This window comes from Pseudomonas sp. 29, assembly GCF_002754355.1.
GTDB classification, from domain to species: domain Bacteria; phylum Pseudomonadota; class Gammaproteobacteria; order Pseudomonadales; family Pseudomonadaceae; genus Aquipseudomonas; species Aquipseudomonas neuropathica.
This window is the reverse complement of record NZ_PEEY01000001.1, coordinates 6018882-6031416: the sequence shown is the minus strand read 5'-3', so window position 1 is coordinate 6031416 and position 12535 is coordinate 6018882. Positions and strand designations below refer to the sequence as shown.

Annotated in this window: 15 protein-coding genes; 6 read left to right on the top strand and 9 right to left on the bottom strand. The window is 60.3% G+C overall.

Annotated elements, in window-relative coordinates:
* Positions 1-22: 22 nt before the first annotated feature.
* From CLU80_RS28045 to CLU80_RS28010, 7 genes are all read right to left on the bottom strand, one after another.
* A complete protein-coding gene (locus CLU80_RS28045; RefSeq protein WP_093432839.1) occupies positions 23-520 on the bottom strand; it encodes a GNAT family N-acetyltransferase in 498 nt (165 codons plus the stop codon).
* Between the two features lie 121 nt (positions 521-641).
* Positions 642-1223 (bottom strand): DinB family protein, encoded by a 582-nt coding sequence (locus tag CLU80_RS28040; RefSeq protein WP_099759423.1) that lies wholly within the window; start codon positions 1221-1223, stop codon positions 642-644.
* Between the two features lie 18 nt (positions 1224-1241).
* Positions 1242-2357, bottom strand: a complete 1116-nt coding sequence (gene zapE / locus CLU80_RS28035; protein ID WP_099759074.1) for a cell division protein ZapE — start codon at positions 2355-2357, stop codon at positions 1242-1244.
* A 22-nt stretch (positions 2358-2379) separates the two neighbouring features.
* Positions 2380-2721 carry a nuclear transport factor 2 family protein gene (locus CLU80_RS28030; RefSeq protein ID WP_099759073.1) on the bottom strand — a complete coding sequence of 114 codons (342 nt, stop codon included), beginning with the start codon at positions 2719-2721 and terminating at the stop codon, positions 2380-2382.
* Between the two features lie 52 nt (positions 2722-2773).
* Positions 2774-3490 carry a helix-turn-helix transcriptional regulator gene (locus CLU80_RS28025; RefSeq protein WP_099759072.1) on the bottom strand — a complete coding sequence of 239 codons (717 nt, stop codon included), beginning with the start codon at positions 3488-3490 and terminating at the stop codon, positions 2774-2776.
* A 189-nt stretch (positions 3491-3679) separates the two neighbouring features.
* Positions 3680-4639: an agmatinase gene (gene speB / locus CLU80_RS28015; RefSeq protein ID WP_099759071.1), complete on the bottom strand. Its 960-nt coding sequence runs from the start codon at positions 4637-4639 to the stop codon at positions 3680-3682.
* A gap of 16 nt (positions 4640-4655) precedes the next feature.
* Positions 4656-5747, bottom strand: coding sequence for a polyamine ABC transporter substrate-binding protein (locus CLU80_RS28010; RefSeq protein ID WP_099759070.1), 1092 nt, complete (start codon positions 5745-5747; stop codon positions 4656-4658).
* A 99-nt stretch (positions 5748-5846) separates the two neighbouring features.
* On the opposite strand from CLU80_RS28010, the gene CLU80_RS28005 reads away from it, so the two are divergent.
* From CLU80_RS28005 to CLU80_RS27990, 4 genes are all read left to right on the top strand, one after another.
* A complete protein-coding gene (locus tag CLU80_RS28005; protein ID WP_093432854.1) occupies positions 5847-6746 on the top strand; it encodes a LysR family transcriptional regulator in 900 nt (299 codons plus the stop codon).
* Between the two features lie 215 nt (positions 6747-6961).
* Positions 6962-8428, top strand: coding sequence for a nucleobase:cation symporter-2 family protein (locus CLU80_RS28000; RefSeq protein WP_034156004.1), 1467 nt, complete (start codon positions 6962-6964; stop codon positions 8426-8428).
* Positions 8429-8495: 67 nt separating this feature from the next.
* The gene (locus CLU80_RS27995) at positions 8496-8969 is read left to right on the top strand and encodes an LEA/WHy family protein (RefSeq protein ID WP_093432857.1); all 474 of its coding nucleotides are present in this window, start codon (positions 8496-8498) and stop codon (positions 8967-8969) included.
* Between the two features lie 53 nt (positions 8970-9022).
* Positions 9023-9574: a GNAT family N-acetyltransferase gene (locus CLU80_RS27990; RefSeq protein ID WP_099759069.1), complete on the top strand. Its 552-nt coding sequence runs from the start codon at positions 9023-9025 to the stop codon at positions 9572-9574.
* A 126-nt stretch (positions 9575-9700) separates the two neighbouring features.
* Here CLU80_RS27990 and CLU80_RS27985 read toward each other — a convergent pair whose 3' ends face one another.
* On the bottom strand, positions 9701-10624 hold the full coding sequence (locus CLU80_RS27985; protein WP_093432863.1) for a carbon-nitrogen hydrolase family protein: 924 nt from the start codon (positions 10622-10624) through the stop codon (positions 9701-9703).
* A gap of 84 nt (positions 10625-10708) precedes the next feature.
* Between CLU80_RS27985 and CLU80_RS27980 the strand changes: the two genes are divergently transcribed.
* Complete coding sequence (locus CLU80_RS27980) at positions 10709-11617, top strand: LysR family transcriptional regulator (RefSeq protein WP_099759068.1); 909 nt, start codon at positions 10709-10711, stop codon at positions 11615-11617.
* A 4-nt stretch (positions 11618-11621) separates the two neighbouring features.
* Here the strand turns inward: CLU80_RS27980 and CLU80_RS27975 are convergent, their stop codons facing one another.
* Positions 11622-11876: a hypothetical protein gene (locus CLU80_RS27975; RefSeq protein ID WP_007917411.1), complete on the bottom strand. Its 255-nt coding sequence runs from the start codon at positions 11874-11876 to the stop codon at positions 11622-11624.
* A 154-nt stretch (positions 11877-12030) separates the two neighbouring features.
* Here CLU80_RS27975 and CLU80_RS27970 point away from each other — a divergent pair, with 154 nt between their 5' ends.
* On the top strand, positions 12031-12348 hold the full coding sequence (locus CLU80_RS27970; protein ID WP_007917413.1) for an ElaB/YgaM/YqjD family protein: 318 nt from the start codon (positions 12031-12033) through the stop codon (positions 12346-12348).
* The last annotated feature ends 187 nt before the right edge of the window (positions 12349-12535 follow it).

The window sequence follows — 12535 nt, the reverse complement described above, 5'->3', positions numbered from 1 at the left end:
GGGTGAGGGGCTTTTCAGGCTTTCAGGCTTGCAGATTCTTGATCCAGAACAGCATACGCCCGTGATCCGGGTCGAACATGCCCGGCGCAAAGCCGAACTTGCTGTAGGCATTCTGCGCCACGGCGTTGCCTTCCAGCACTTCGAGGGTGATTTTGCAGCAACCGCGCTGGCGAGAAATTTCCTCGACTTTCTGCAGCATCTTCTGGCTCAGGCCGAGACCGCGAAACCGGCCCACCACCGCCACGTCATGGACGTTGACCAGCGGCTTGCAGGCAAACGTGGAAAACCCTTCAAAGCAGTTCACCAGTCCCGCCGGTTCACCACCGACGAAGGCCAGCACGCTGAACGCATGCGGGCGCCGGGCCAGTTCTTCGGGCAGCCGACGCAGCAGCTCAGGGTCGAGCGAATGACCGCCGCCCATTGGGTCTTCTGCATAGTGGTTGAGCACGATACCGATGGCCTCGGCGTGCGTTGGATTGCTGTAGCTGGCCTGAAGTACAAGAATTTCTGCGGAATCCATTTCCATCCCCGAACACAAAAGCCCCGGCGCGCAAAGTGCGTACTGAAAGGCTGCCTGACATTAGCGCGGGGGTGATCGGGCGGGCAACCGACAAATGCAAAAGACTTTTGCTGTTTACCCGTCAGTGCCCCCAGATCAACTCTTCGGTCCAGCCCAGTTCGGCAAAGTCCTCGGCGCGTAGACTGCTCTCGCCGACGCAGAAAAACTCATCCAGTTGCGGCGGTTTCACCACGGTATCGCTGAGCATCGCATGCACCTGCCCACGGTGATGAATCTGATGTTCGAACAGGTGCGAAAGCATGCGCAAGCGGCTGTCGTGCTGCGGCTTATCACGGGCAATGGTGACGATGCGCGTCAGATCGGCATCGCGCAGTTGCTCGCAATAGGCGATCAGACGTCGATCAACGTGGGCCTGCTCTTCGCGCAGTTGCGGGCCGTCGGCAAACGGCTCGTCCACGTTGAAAAACACGTAGCAATCGGGGTGCGGTTCAGCTCCGCGCAGCTCGCGCTCCAGTGCATCGACGTAGAACCAGTCGCAGGTGAGGATGTGATTGAGGGTCAGACGAATGCTCGGAAAAAAACTCACCCGAGGCGCCGCCAGATCCGTCGCAGTCAGCTGCGTCCAGGCCTTGGCCAGGCGATGATTGGCCCAGGCATTCTGGTAGGCCATGGTCAGCAAATGATGGGATAACGCTTGGCTCATGTCGGCGCCCTCTTCCATTCAAGCTTCGGCAAAACGCTGTAGCTGCATCTCCTGCAAGCGACTGAGGGTGCGGCGGAACGGAAATTCCAGATAACCCTCGGTGTACAGCGCATCCATGGGTACTTGCGCTTCGATGTACAGCGGCACCTTGCGGTCGTAGCACTCGTCGACCAGCGCAATGAAACGCCGCACGCCGTCGTCGTGAACCGACAATTGCGGCAACTCACGGTCGCCCGCAACTACCCGCTGCGCGCCATCTTCAGTGCCGCGCGCAATGCGCCCTTCGCGTTTCTGTGCGCTGAGATTGGGTACTTCGCTCAACAGAATAGCCGTGTAGCGGTCGCACAGCGCGATGAAATCCATGGCGGCGAACGGCTGCTCGCAGAGATCGGCGTAGCGGCACCACAACACCGTTTCACTGGCCTGCACCACGTTCAACTGGCGATGCCCGACCGCCACCGGTTCGGCGCTGGCTGCTTGGCCGGCGGTCAATGCCTGAAAGACTTCCTCTAGCGCACTCACCGCAGACGTGGCGACAAAGTAGCGTTGCAGACCTGCCCCCGGATGCAAGCGATGATCCTCGGCGCCATTCACCGCAACCACCTGCATATGCGCCTTGATCGCGGCAATCGCCGGCACAAACCGGTCGCGATTGAAGCCATCGGCGTAAAGATCATCCGGCGGCAGATTGGACGTACAGACGATCACCACGCCTTCGTCGAACATCACCTGAAACAACCGACCAAGAATGATCGCGTCACCGATGTCGTTGACGAATAACTCATCGAAACACAGCACCCGCACCTCGACCGCCAGCTCCCTGGCCAGCGCACGCAACGGATCGGCAATCCCGGTCAACTGGAATGAACGCTGATGGACCCAGCCCATGAAGTGATGAAAGTGTTGGCGTCGCGCCGGCACCCGCAGGCTCTGATAGAACTGATCCATCAGCCAGGTCTTGCCGCGCCCGACCGGCCCCCACAAATAAACGCCGCTGACCGAAGCGGCCCCGGCGTGCAGCGCTTCATGGCATTTTTGCAACGCCCAGACCGCGTGTTCCTGGGCTTCATCCTGGATGAAACCCTTGTGTTGAACGGCGTGTTGCCAGGCGCTGAGAGGAGAGTCGAAAGTCATGCGCGGCAGTATGCCACGACGGTTACAGGGAAATATCCAGTCGGGCGATTTTCCCCTGCTCGTTCAAGCGAAACGTGTAGCGCAGTTGCGCCGGGCTGCCGGGGAAAGTTCCGGAAATCAGCCCGTTTACCAGCACTTTGCCGGTGCGCTGCTGCACGTCCAGCACTTCGACCCGTGGCTGATAGCGCTGCCCGGTGTCGTGCATCCATTGCGCGATGGCTTGCGGGCCGACCTGATGTTGGCCCTCGTCGAACACGTTGGCATCCTCGGCAAAAAAACTGGCGACCCTGGAAGTATCGCGTGCGTTGGCCGCATCGATATACGCAGCAATCGCCGGGGCCAGTGCAGAGACGGGATGAGACATGGTTGCAGCTCCTTTTTGTTTGGTTCTGCGCCCATCCTAAAACAGCGTTGCGTCAGTTTTTGTCAGGAGTGAAACGTCCGCTTTCATCCAGTTGCATCTGCTCGCGCCATGTGCGCAACAGATCGCTGCGCCGTCCCGGATAACCCTCGCCCTGGCGGCTGGCTGCGCTGATGCGGTCGGTGCGAAACGTACGATAGGCGCTGCGCAATTCGCACCACGCAACGATGATTCGCACCTCATTGAGGAAGCCCAGCGCCAAGGGCCAGATCAACCGCTGGCTGGCCACCTGTTGCGCGTCGGCGTAATCGATGTGCAGTTTGGCCTGGTCGCGGATGGCATGGCGAAACACGTTCAACGGCACGGCGTTTTGCGGAAAACCATAACCCGGCGGGCCCGCCATCACCGTGGGATTGCGCAGCGCTTCCTGGGCCTGCGGATCGAGCACGGCAGCAATTTTCGCCAGCGCATCCGCTGCGGCTTTGCCGAGGACTTCGTCACCGCGCTGATCGACGTAACGCAAACCGAGGACGATGGCTTCGGTTTCGTCGGCATTGAGCATCAGCGGCGGCAGAAACAAGCCGCTGCGCAACACATAACCGATCCCCGCTTCGCCATGGATCGGCGCGCCGAGGGCGGTCAGTTCCGCGATATCGCGATAAAGCGTGCGCTCGGACACTTCCAGCTCGGCAGCCAGGGTCGCCGCCGTCACCGGGCGCTTCTTGCCACGCAGCACTTGCAGCAAAGTCAAAAGACGAGTGGTACGCGACACGATCGGCGGACTCTGGAGGGAAAAGGTTCCGGAGCTTAGCAGAGGCTGGTGTCAGAAAATGGCAGGAGCCTTGGCTGAAAATGTGGGAGCGAGCTTGCTCGCGAAAGCGGCGGGTCAGTCGCCAACGATGTTGGCTGATCTGACGCCTTCGCGAGCAAGCTCGCTCCCACAGGGGGACGCAGTGTTGCGTCAAATATCGACTTTGTGGCGGGCGGCGTAGAGGCAGAGCATTTCCATCGCCAGTGTGGCAGCGGCCAGTGAGGTGACGTCGGCGTGATCGTAAGCCGGGGCGACTTCCACTACGTCCATCCCGACCAGATTGATGCCGCGTAAACCGCCAAGAATCTCCAGCGCTTGCGCGGTGCTCAAGCCGCCGCACACCGGCGTGCCGGTGCCCGGTGCAAACGCCGGATCGAGGCAATCAATATCGAACGTCAGGTACACCGGGTTATCGCCAACCCGCGCGCGGATGGCTTCGACAATGGCGTCGCAACCACGTCGATGCACCTGCCGCGCATCGAGTACCTGAAACCCCATGTGATCGTCATTGGTCGTGCGCAAGCCGATCTGCACCGAGCTTGCCGGATCCACCAGCCCTTCCCGAGCGGCGTGCCAGAACATGGTGCCATGATCGACCCGTTTGCCCTCTTCGTCCGGCCAGGTGTCGCTGTGCGCATCGAAGTGAATCAGCGACAACGTCCCATGTTTGCGCGCATGGGCCTTGAGCAGCGGGTAGCTGATGAAGTGGTCTCCTCCAAACGTCAGCATCGCGCTGCCAGCGTTGAGAATGCGCTCGGCGTGAGCTTCGATGGTTTGCGGAATGCTGTTTGGCGCGCCGAAATCGAAATCGCAGTCGCCATAATCGATGACCGCCAGATGATCGAACGGGTCAAACGTCCACGGCCAGTGGCGTTCCCAGGCAATCCCGGTGGAAGCGGCGCGAATCCCGCGTGGTCCGAAGCGGGCGCCGGGACGGTTGCTGGTGGCGGTGTCGAACGGCACGCCGCTGACCGCGACATCGACGCCGCGCAAGTCACGGCTGTAGCGCCGACGCATGAAACTGGTAATGCCGGCGTAAGTACTTTCGGCGGCGGTGCCATAGAGGCTGTCGCGGGTCATGGCCTGATCGTTTTGCATGGGCACATCCATCGTGGGGCTCCTGTGGTTATTGATGACTACGGAAAGTGGTCCACAAGCGCGTGCGCTGGCGCATGTCTTTGAGGCTCATGCTGCGATCGGCATACAGCCGCGCGCGAACTTCGCTCGGCGGATAGATGTCGGGATCGTTACGCACGGCCTCATCCACCAACGGCGTGGCGGCCTGGTTGGCGGTGGCAAAAAACAGTGTGTTGGTCAGTTCGGCCACGGAATCGGGGCGCAGCATGAACTCGATGAACGCCCGCGCGGCTTCGGGGTGCGGCGCGTCTTTGGGAATGGCCAGATTGTCCTGCCACACCAGCGTGCCTTCCTTGGGAATGCGGTAGGCCACTTCGTACGGTTTATTGGCCTTGTGCGCCTGATCAGCGGCCATGCTCGCGTCGCCGTTGTAAGTCAGCGCGAGGCACACGTTGCCGCTGGCCAGGTCATTGATCTGCCGGCCGCTGGCGACATAGAGCACCGACGGCTGGAGTTTCTGCAACAACGCCTCGGCGGCGGCCAGGTCGTTTTTGTCGGTGCTGTAGGGATCCTTGCCCAAGTAATGCAGGGCCAGACCGATGACCTCCTGCGGCGAATCGAGGATCGCGATGCCGCAGTCCTTGAGCTTGCTGGCGTTCTCCGGTTTGAACAGCAGATCGAGGCTGTTCAGCGGCACATCAGGCAGCCGCTGCTTCACGGCCTCGACGTTCATGCCCAGACCCAGCGTGCCCCAGGTGTACGGCACGCCATAGCGATTGCCGGGGTCGACAGCGGCCATTTTCTCCAGCAAATCCGGATCAAGATTGGCGTAGCCCTTGAGGCCCTCATGAGGGATTTCCTTCAACGCGCCGGCCGCGAGTCCCCGCGCCAGAACGCTGGACGACGGCACCACCACGTCGTAACCACTGCCGCCGGTGAGCAACTTGGTTTCCAGCACCTCGGAAGTATCGAAGGTGTCGTAACGCACATGAATACCGGTTTCCTGCTCAAACCGTTGCAGGGTTTGCGGTGGCACGTAATCGGCCCAGCTGTAGAGATTGAGTGTCTTGTCCTCGGCCTGAGCCTGAACAGCCACCGACAACAAAAGCGCGGGGAAACACAGCTTGAACACGGGAGCCATGACGAACACCTGACTAGAGGAAGTGGTTGCAGGATGCGCCGTCGGATACATTAGAAAAATTGTCGAATAATTATCCTGACTTTATCCAGGAGTAATGTGATGTTGGGTCAACTCCACGACGTGGATTTGCAACTGTTGCGCCTGTTTGTGCGGGTGGTCGAGTGCGGGGGTTTCAGTGCAGCCCAGGGTGATCTGGGCCTGAGCCAGTCGAGCATCAGCCAGCAAATGGCTAAACTCGAAACTCGCCTCGGCTATCGTCTGTGCAGCCGTGGCAAGGGCGGTTTCAGTGTCACGCCCAAGGGCGAGCAGTTGCTGATCGCGGTGCGCACGCTGTTTGAATCGATTGAAACGTTCCGTCATCAATCCAACGGCGTCGCCGGGCGCTTGATCGGCGAAGTGCGCCTAGGGATTTCCGAGTCGGTCGATCAGTCGGTGCTGCAACGGGTGGCGGCGGCGATCCGGCGTTTTCGCGAGCGTGATGAGTCGGTGCGCATCGAACTGATCAGCGCCATGCCCGGCGAGATGGAGCGGCTGCTGTTGCAACAGCGGTTGGACTTGGCGATCGGCTATTTTTCGCAGGTGCAAAGTGCCTTCGACTATCGCCAGTTGTTCAGCGAAACCCAGCATTTGTACTGCGCTGCCGGCCATCCCTTGTTCACTGATGACGCACCCAGCGATGCCGCGTTGCAGGCCTGCGACCGAGTCGATCACCCCTATCGATTTTTTCGCAGTGACGAGCCGTTTCAGGGCAAGGTCTGCTCGGCGCGCTCGGAACAGGTGGAAGGCACGCTGACCTTCATTTTGTCGGGTAAACACGTGGGGTATCTGCCGGATCACTATGCGCGGAGCTGGCAAGCGAAGGGCCTACTGAAGCCGATCCGTGAGGGCGAGTTGAGTTTCGAAGTCGCCTTTCATCTGGCCCGGCATCGGGCGCAGGTGCCGGGGGATGCGCAAAAAGCTTTTGAAGAGGATTTACTGGGCGCATTCAATCTCGTGTAGGAGCTGCCGCAGGCTCGGGCCGCGATCGGACGATCCTTTGATCTTAAAAGATCGCAGCCTCGTTTCACTCGACAGCTCCTACACGGGCGTTTGCCGTAGCGACCCATAAAACCTGACCTTTCAGGCAGTTATTGCTCGTTGCCCTTACCGCCCTCTTCCGGCATTCTGCGCCTCCATTTTCTGACCCGGCCCCGCCTCGCGGCGCGCAAAACACCATGACCGCCTCTGAAAAAGCCCCGCGCAACAACGACCTGATTTACGGCCTCAACGATCGTCCGCACCTGACCGCCACAGTGTTTGCCGCGCTGCAACACGTGCTGGCCAGCTTCGTCGGCATCATCACCCCGACCCTGATCATGGGCGGCGCCCTCGGTCTGCAAAGTGAAATTCCCTACCTGATCAGCATGGCGCTGTTCGTTTCCGGGCTTGGCACCTTTGTGCAAGCCAAGCGTTTCGGCCCGGTCGGTTCGGGGTTGTTGTGTCTGCAAGGCACCAGTTTTTCCTTTATCAGCGTGATTCTCAGCGCCGGGTTCATGGTCAAGGCGCGCGGTGGCGGCACCGATGAAATCCTCTCGACGATCTTCGGCGTGTGCTTTTTTGCCGCGTTCATTGAGGTGGTGCTGAGCCAGTTCATCGGCAAACTGCGCATGCTGATTACCCCGGTGGTCACCGGCACCATCATCACGCTGATGGGGCTGTCGTTGATCAAAGTGGCGATGACCGACATCGCCGGCGGTTTCGGCGCGCCGGATCTGGGCGCAGCCAGCCATGTGTTTCTGGCGGCGCTGGTGATCGGCACCATCGTTGTGTTGAACCGCGTTGATGTGCCGTTTCTGCGCCTGGGCGCGATTGTCATCGGCCTGACCCTCGGCTACGTAGTCGCATGGCTGATGGGCACCGTGGATTTCGCCTCGATGCCAGAGGTGCCGCTGGTCAGCGTGCCAGTGCCGTTCAAGTACGGTTTCAACTTCGACTGGGTGGCGTTCGTGCCAGTGGCGGTGATTTTCCTTGTGTCGCCGCTGGAGGCTGCGGGTGACCTGACCGCCAACTCGATGATTTCCCGGCAACCGGTCAAAGGCCCGCTGTACATCCGGCGGATCAAGTCCGGCCTGCTCGCCGACGGCCTCAACTCGGCCATGGCCGCCGTGTTCAACAGCATGCCAATGGTGACCTTCGCGCAGAACAACGGCGTGATTCAGCTCACCGGCGTGGCCAGCCGTTACGTGGCCTTCTTCATTGCCGGTCTGCTGGTGCTGCTGGGGCTGTTCCCGATGATCGGCGCGGTGTTGCAACTGATGCCGAAACCGGTACTCGGCGGCGCCGAACTGGTGATGTTCGGCACTGTGGCGGTGGCCGGGATCAAGATCCTCGCCGAAGCCGGCCTGCACCGGCGCAACATGCTGATCGTGGCGATTTCGCTGGGCATGGGCCTGGGTATCGCGGCGGTGCCGGAAGTGTTGCGCGAACTGCCGCAAGCGCTGCGCAACATCTTCGAATCACCGATCACTGTCGGCGCGTTGTGCGCTATCGTGCTGAACATCTTCCTGCCGGAAGAATTCATTGAGCTGGAAGAAGACGATTTCGACCCGGAAGCTTCTATTCTTCAGGTCATGGAAAACCCGGACATGCCGGCCAAAGGTGAACCTGCCCCAGCGGCGGCTGTCGCACAGTTGAACCGCTAACGTCTGGCCTTCAATAGAAAGGGCTGAGCCGGCGACGGTTCAGCCCTTTTTTGTTGAGAGACCGTTTATGCGCCGTTTTCAAGCCGTCATTCTGTCACTGCTTCTGCTGTCCCTCAGCGCCTGTGCGCTATTCCCCAACCGTGATCCGGTGAACATCAACGTAGTCGGCCTCGAACCGTTGCCAAGCCAGGATCTGGAAGTGCGCTTCGCCATCAAGATTCGCGTACAGAACCCCAATGAGACGGCCATCGACTACAACGGCATCGCGCTGGATCTGGAGGTCAACGGTCATTCACTGGCCTCGGGTGTCAGCGATCAGAGCGGTTCGATCCCACGCTTCTCCGAAACCATTGTCAGCGTGCCGGTCAGCATCTCGGCGTTCTCGGTACTGCGCCAGACCTTGGGCCTGAGCCAGACGCAAACCCTCGACAACCTGCCCTATGTGCTGCGCGGCAAGCTCGCCGGCGGCCTGTTTGGCACCATGCGTTTTGTCGACAGCGGCAAGCTCAGCCTGCCCAAGGCCACTGCCGCGACCTGGTAAAAATGCGTTAGCCTGCTTCTTTCCCCAAAGACATTCAGGGAGGCTGCAGGTTTATGGAAGACACACCGACGCTGTACACCGAACGACTGATCCTGCACCCGTTGCAACTGGCCGATGCCGACGCCGTGCAGCAACTGTTTCCCCACTGGGATGTGGTGCGTTATCTGAACGCGGCGGTGCCATGGCCGTATCCCGAAGACGGCGCCCTCACCTATTTGCGCGATGTTGCCTTGCCGGCCGTGGCGGCGGGCAACGAATGGCACTGGTCGATTCGCCGCAAGTCCGCGCCCGAACAGTTGATCGGCAACATCAGCCTGATGGATCAAACTGACAACCACCGTGGATTCTGGCTGACACCGGCGTGGCAAGGTCAGGGCTTTATGACCGAAGCGAGCGCAGCGGTGACCGATTACTGGTTCAACGTACTTCAACGCCCGCTGATGCGCGTGCCGAAAGCGGCGCCGAATGCCGGCTCGCGCAAACTCTCGGAGCGCGCCGGGATGCGCTTGATCCGGACCGATGAAGATGATTTCGTCGGTGGGCGTTTTCCACGAGAAATCTGGGAAATTTCCCGGGAAGAATGGCTGCAACAACACAAAACTTAAGCTTGTAACTAACTCCTGTGGGAGCGAGCTTGCTCGCGAAAGCGGAATATCCGTCAACCAAAATGTTGAATGTGATGACGCATTCGCGAGCAAGCTCGCTCCCACAGGTTCTCAATAAGACTGGGGTTATGTGTTGAATCGCACACCCGGTTTGGCGCGCTCATCCACACTCAACTCAAACACATCCGGCCGCGCGTAGTGCCCGACCACATCGTAGTCATACCGCGCCCGCACCAGTTCATCGGTGTCAATTTGCGCCGTGAGCAACCCCGCCTCGCCCCGCAACGGCCCGGCCAGCACATCGCCCATCGGCCCGACAATCACGCTCCCCCCCGCAATCAACGGGCGATCTGCCGGCCAGTTGGCAATCTCCACGCCCAGTTCATTCGGTGACGCCTGCACCTGACAGGCGCTGACCACAAAGCAACGGCCTTCATGAGCGATGTGGCGCATGCTGACCTGCCACATCTCGCGTTCGTCGACGGTCGGCGCGCACCAGACTTCGATGCCTTTGGCGTACATCGCCGTGCGCAGCAGAGGCATCATGTTTTCCCAGCACACCACCGCGCCGAGCTTGCCAACCTGACTGTCGAACACGGGCAAGGTCGAGCCGTCGCCCTTGCCCCAGATCAGCCGTTCGGTGCCGGTGGGCATCAGTTTGCGGTGTTTGCCGACAAGTCCGGCCTGCGGGTCGAAATACAGCGCCGTGCAATACAACGTGCTGCCAGCCCGTTCAATCACGCCGATCACCAGGTTGGCCCCGGTGCGCGCCGACAGACCGGCCAGCGCTTGCGTTTCGGCACCCGGCACATCGATCGCATTGGCAAAATATCGGGCATAGGCTTCGCGCCCCTCGGGCAGGCGATAACCCAATTGCGTGCCGAAGCCCTCGCCTTTCGGATAACCACCCAACAGCGCTTCCGGCATCACCACCAATGCCGCGCCAGCCTCGATGATCGCGCCCTCCCAACTCAGAATCTGCTCCAGGGTCGCGCTTTTGCCTTCGGGCAAAGCGCCGATTTGCAGCGCAGCAACAATTGATTTGGCCATCGCGATAACTCCATCAGGTTCAGTGGTTGCCGATTCTGCGGCGCCACGCGATCATGAATAAAGCCCCACTCACTGCTGAATGATATGAGCCAAATGAATATCGCCACGGTCGACCTCAACCTGCTGAAAGTCTTGGAAGCCCTGCATGAAGAGTCGAGCGCCAGCCGCGCAGCATTGCGACTGGGGGTGACACAATCGGCGGTCAGTGCGGCGCTGCGCCGCTTGCGCGAGGTCTACGGCGATCAATTGTTCGTGCGTACCGGGCGCGGCCTGGCGCCAACGCTCAAGGCCAATCAATTGAAACCGGTGGTCAGCGAAGCGCTGAACAAGTGCCGGCAAAGCCTGGCGATGGTCGACCCGGCGGCCAACCAGTACGACGGCCGCTCGGTCACCGTAGGACTGTCGGATGATTTCGAAATTGCCTACGGTCGCCGCCTGATCGAGGAAATTGCCCGCAGTGCTCCGAAGTTGCGCCTGATCTTTCGTCAGACCCATAGCCAGATCGTCGCCCGCGCGCTGATGGAGCGCAGCATCGATCTGGCGATTACCGCCGGAGGCTTTGCCGAGCGCTTGCTCAGCCGTCAGGTGTTGGGCGAAGGCGGTTATGCATGTCTGGTCGATCCGGCGAGCCTTGCGCCCGGTCAGCAGCAGATCGATCTTGAGGAGTTTGTCGACCGCGAGCACATCCTGGTGTCGTCCGGCGGCTTTATCGGGATCACCGATGAGGGCTTGGCGACGCTGGGCCTGACTCGACGGGTGTGCGCGTCGACCACGCATTTCGCCGCGCTGCCGTATTTGCTCAAGGGCAGTCGGGCGGTGGCGACGATTCCGACGCATGCCGCCGAAAGTATTGCTGAGCTTAGCGGCCTGGCGCTGCTGCCCTGCCCGCTGAAACTGCCGCGTTATCCGATCGAACTGGGCTGGCGTACCACCACGCAGATCGATCCGGTGGTAGTCAAAGTCCGCGAAGCGATTGCCGCGACGTTCACCTGAAGCGTTACTTGTTCGCGGCCATCAAGCGATTGACTTCACTGCGCACCATGTTGGCGAACTCCGGCGGCGACATGCCGTCCAGTTCTGCGCGGACCCACTCGGCCCATTTGCCTTTGCGCTTGCCGCGCTCGCCGAACAAACGCGCGGCTTCGCCTTTGGCTTTGCCCAGATTGTTCTGCCAGAGTTCGAACAGACGGGATTTCTCGTCTTCCAGCGCAGCGCGCTCTGCGAGTGATTTGTCGGCCAGATTGAAACTCATGGGGAATTATCCTGCTGCGTAAAATGGCGACATCTTACACGCTCGACGGAAATCTCCCGCGCAGGTTTTTATTTCTGACCTAAATTCAGTGCAACTTTTCAGCAAGCGCCACACTCCATTGATCACTGTCCATTCAACTGCAAGGAGTCACCCAATGGCCCGCAAATCCGCCGTGCAAGCCGCCGAAGATCAAATCAAGGATCAGGCCTTCAGCGAACTTCAGGCTCTGATCCAAGAGTCCGACAAACTGCTCAAGAGCAGCGCCTCACTGGTCGGCGAGGAAGCGGAAACGCTGCGCGGACAAATCGCCTTGAAACTGCAACAGGCGCTGGATTCGGTGTCGAGCGTACGTGATCGCACCAAACCGGCGGTTGATGCCACCGAAAGCTACATCGGCGGTCATCCGTGGCAGACCGTGGCGATCTCCGCCGGTTTCGGTCTGGTGGTTGGCTTGCTGCTCGGCCGTCGCTGAGTCAAGGCACACAAAAAAGGCGAACCCACTGGGTTCGCCTTTTTTATGCCTGCGTGTTTTTACCGGCTTTGAACCAGTTCCGGGCTTTCAGAACCTGAGCTCAACTCGATCTTTCACGTCAGCGCACCTCCCCCATTCACCACGGTCAGTCCCCTCTCCCTCGGGGAGAGGGCTAGGGTGAGGGGCT

Coding starts and splice junctions, on each gene's coding strand:
- speB (WP_099759071.1), bottom strand. CDS start 4,639: ATGGATGTGCCCATGCAAAACGATCAGGCCATGACCCGCGACAGCCTC.
- CLU80_RS27970 (WP_007917413.1), top strand. CDS start 12,031: ATGGCCCGCAAATCCGCCGTGCAAGCCGCCGAAGATCAAATCAAGGAT.
- CLU80_RS28005 (WP_093432854.1), top strand. CDS start 5,847: ATGTTGGGTCAACTCCACGACGTGGATTTGCAACTGTTGCGCCTGTTT.
- CLU80_RS27985 (WP_093432863.1), bottom strand. CDS start 10,624: ATGGCCAAATCAATTGTTGCTGCGCTGCAAATCGGCGCTTTGCCCGAA.
- zapE (WP_099759074.1), bottom strand. CDS start 2,357: ATGACTTTCGACTCTCCTCTCAGCGCCTGGCAACACGCCGTTCAACAC.
- CLU80_RS27975 (WP_007917411.1), bottom strand. CDS start 11,876: ATGAGTTTCAATCTGGCCGACAAATCACTCGCAGAGCGCGCTGCGCTG.
- CLU80_RS28000 (WP_034156004.1), top strand. CDS start 6,962: ATGACCGCCTCTGAAAAAGCCCCGCGCAACAACGACCTGATTTACGGC.
- CLU80_RS28030 (WP_099759073.1), bottom strand. CDS start 2,721: ATGTCTCATCCCGTCTCTGCACTGGCCCCGGCGATTGCTGCGTATATC.
- CLU80_RS28010 (WP_099759070.1), bottom strand. CDS start 5,747: ATGGCTCCCGTGTTCAAGCTGTGTTTCCCCGCGCTTTTGTTGTCGGTG.
- CLU80_RS27995 (WP_093432857.1), top strand. CDS start 8,496: ATGCGCCGTTTTCAAGCCGTCATTCTGTCACTGCTTCTGCTGTCCCTC.
- CLU80_RS27990 (WP_099759069.1), top strand. CDS start 9,023: ATGGAAGACACACCGACGCTGTACACCGAACGACTGATCCTGCACCCG.
- CLU80_RS28040 (WP_099759423.1), bottom strand. CDS start 1,223: ATGAGCCAAGCGTTATCCCATCATTTGCTGACCATGGCCTACCAGAAT.
- CLU80_RS27980 (WP_099759068.1), top strand. CDS start 10,709: ATGAGCCAAATGAATATCGCCACGGTCGACCTCAACCTGCTGAAAGTC.
- CLU80_RS28045 (WP_093432839.1), bottom strand. CDS start 520: ATGGATTCCGCAGAAATTCTTGTACTTCAGGCCAGCTACAGCAATCCA.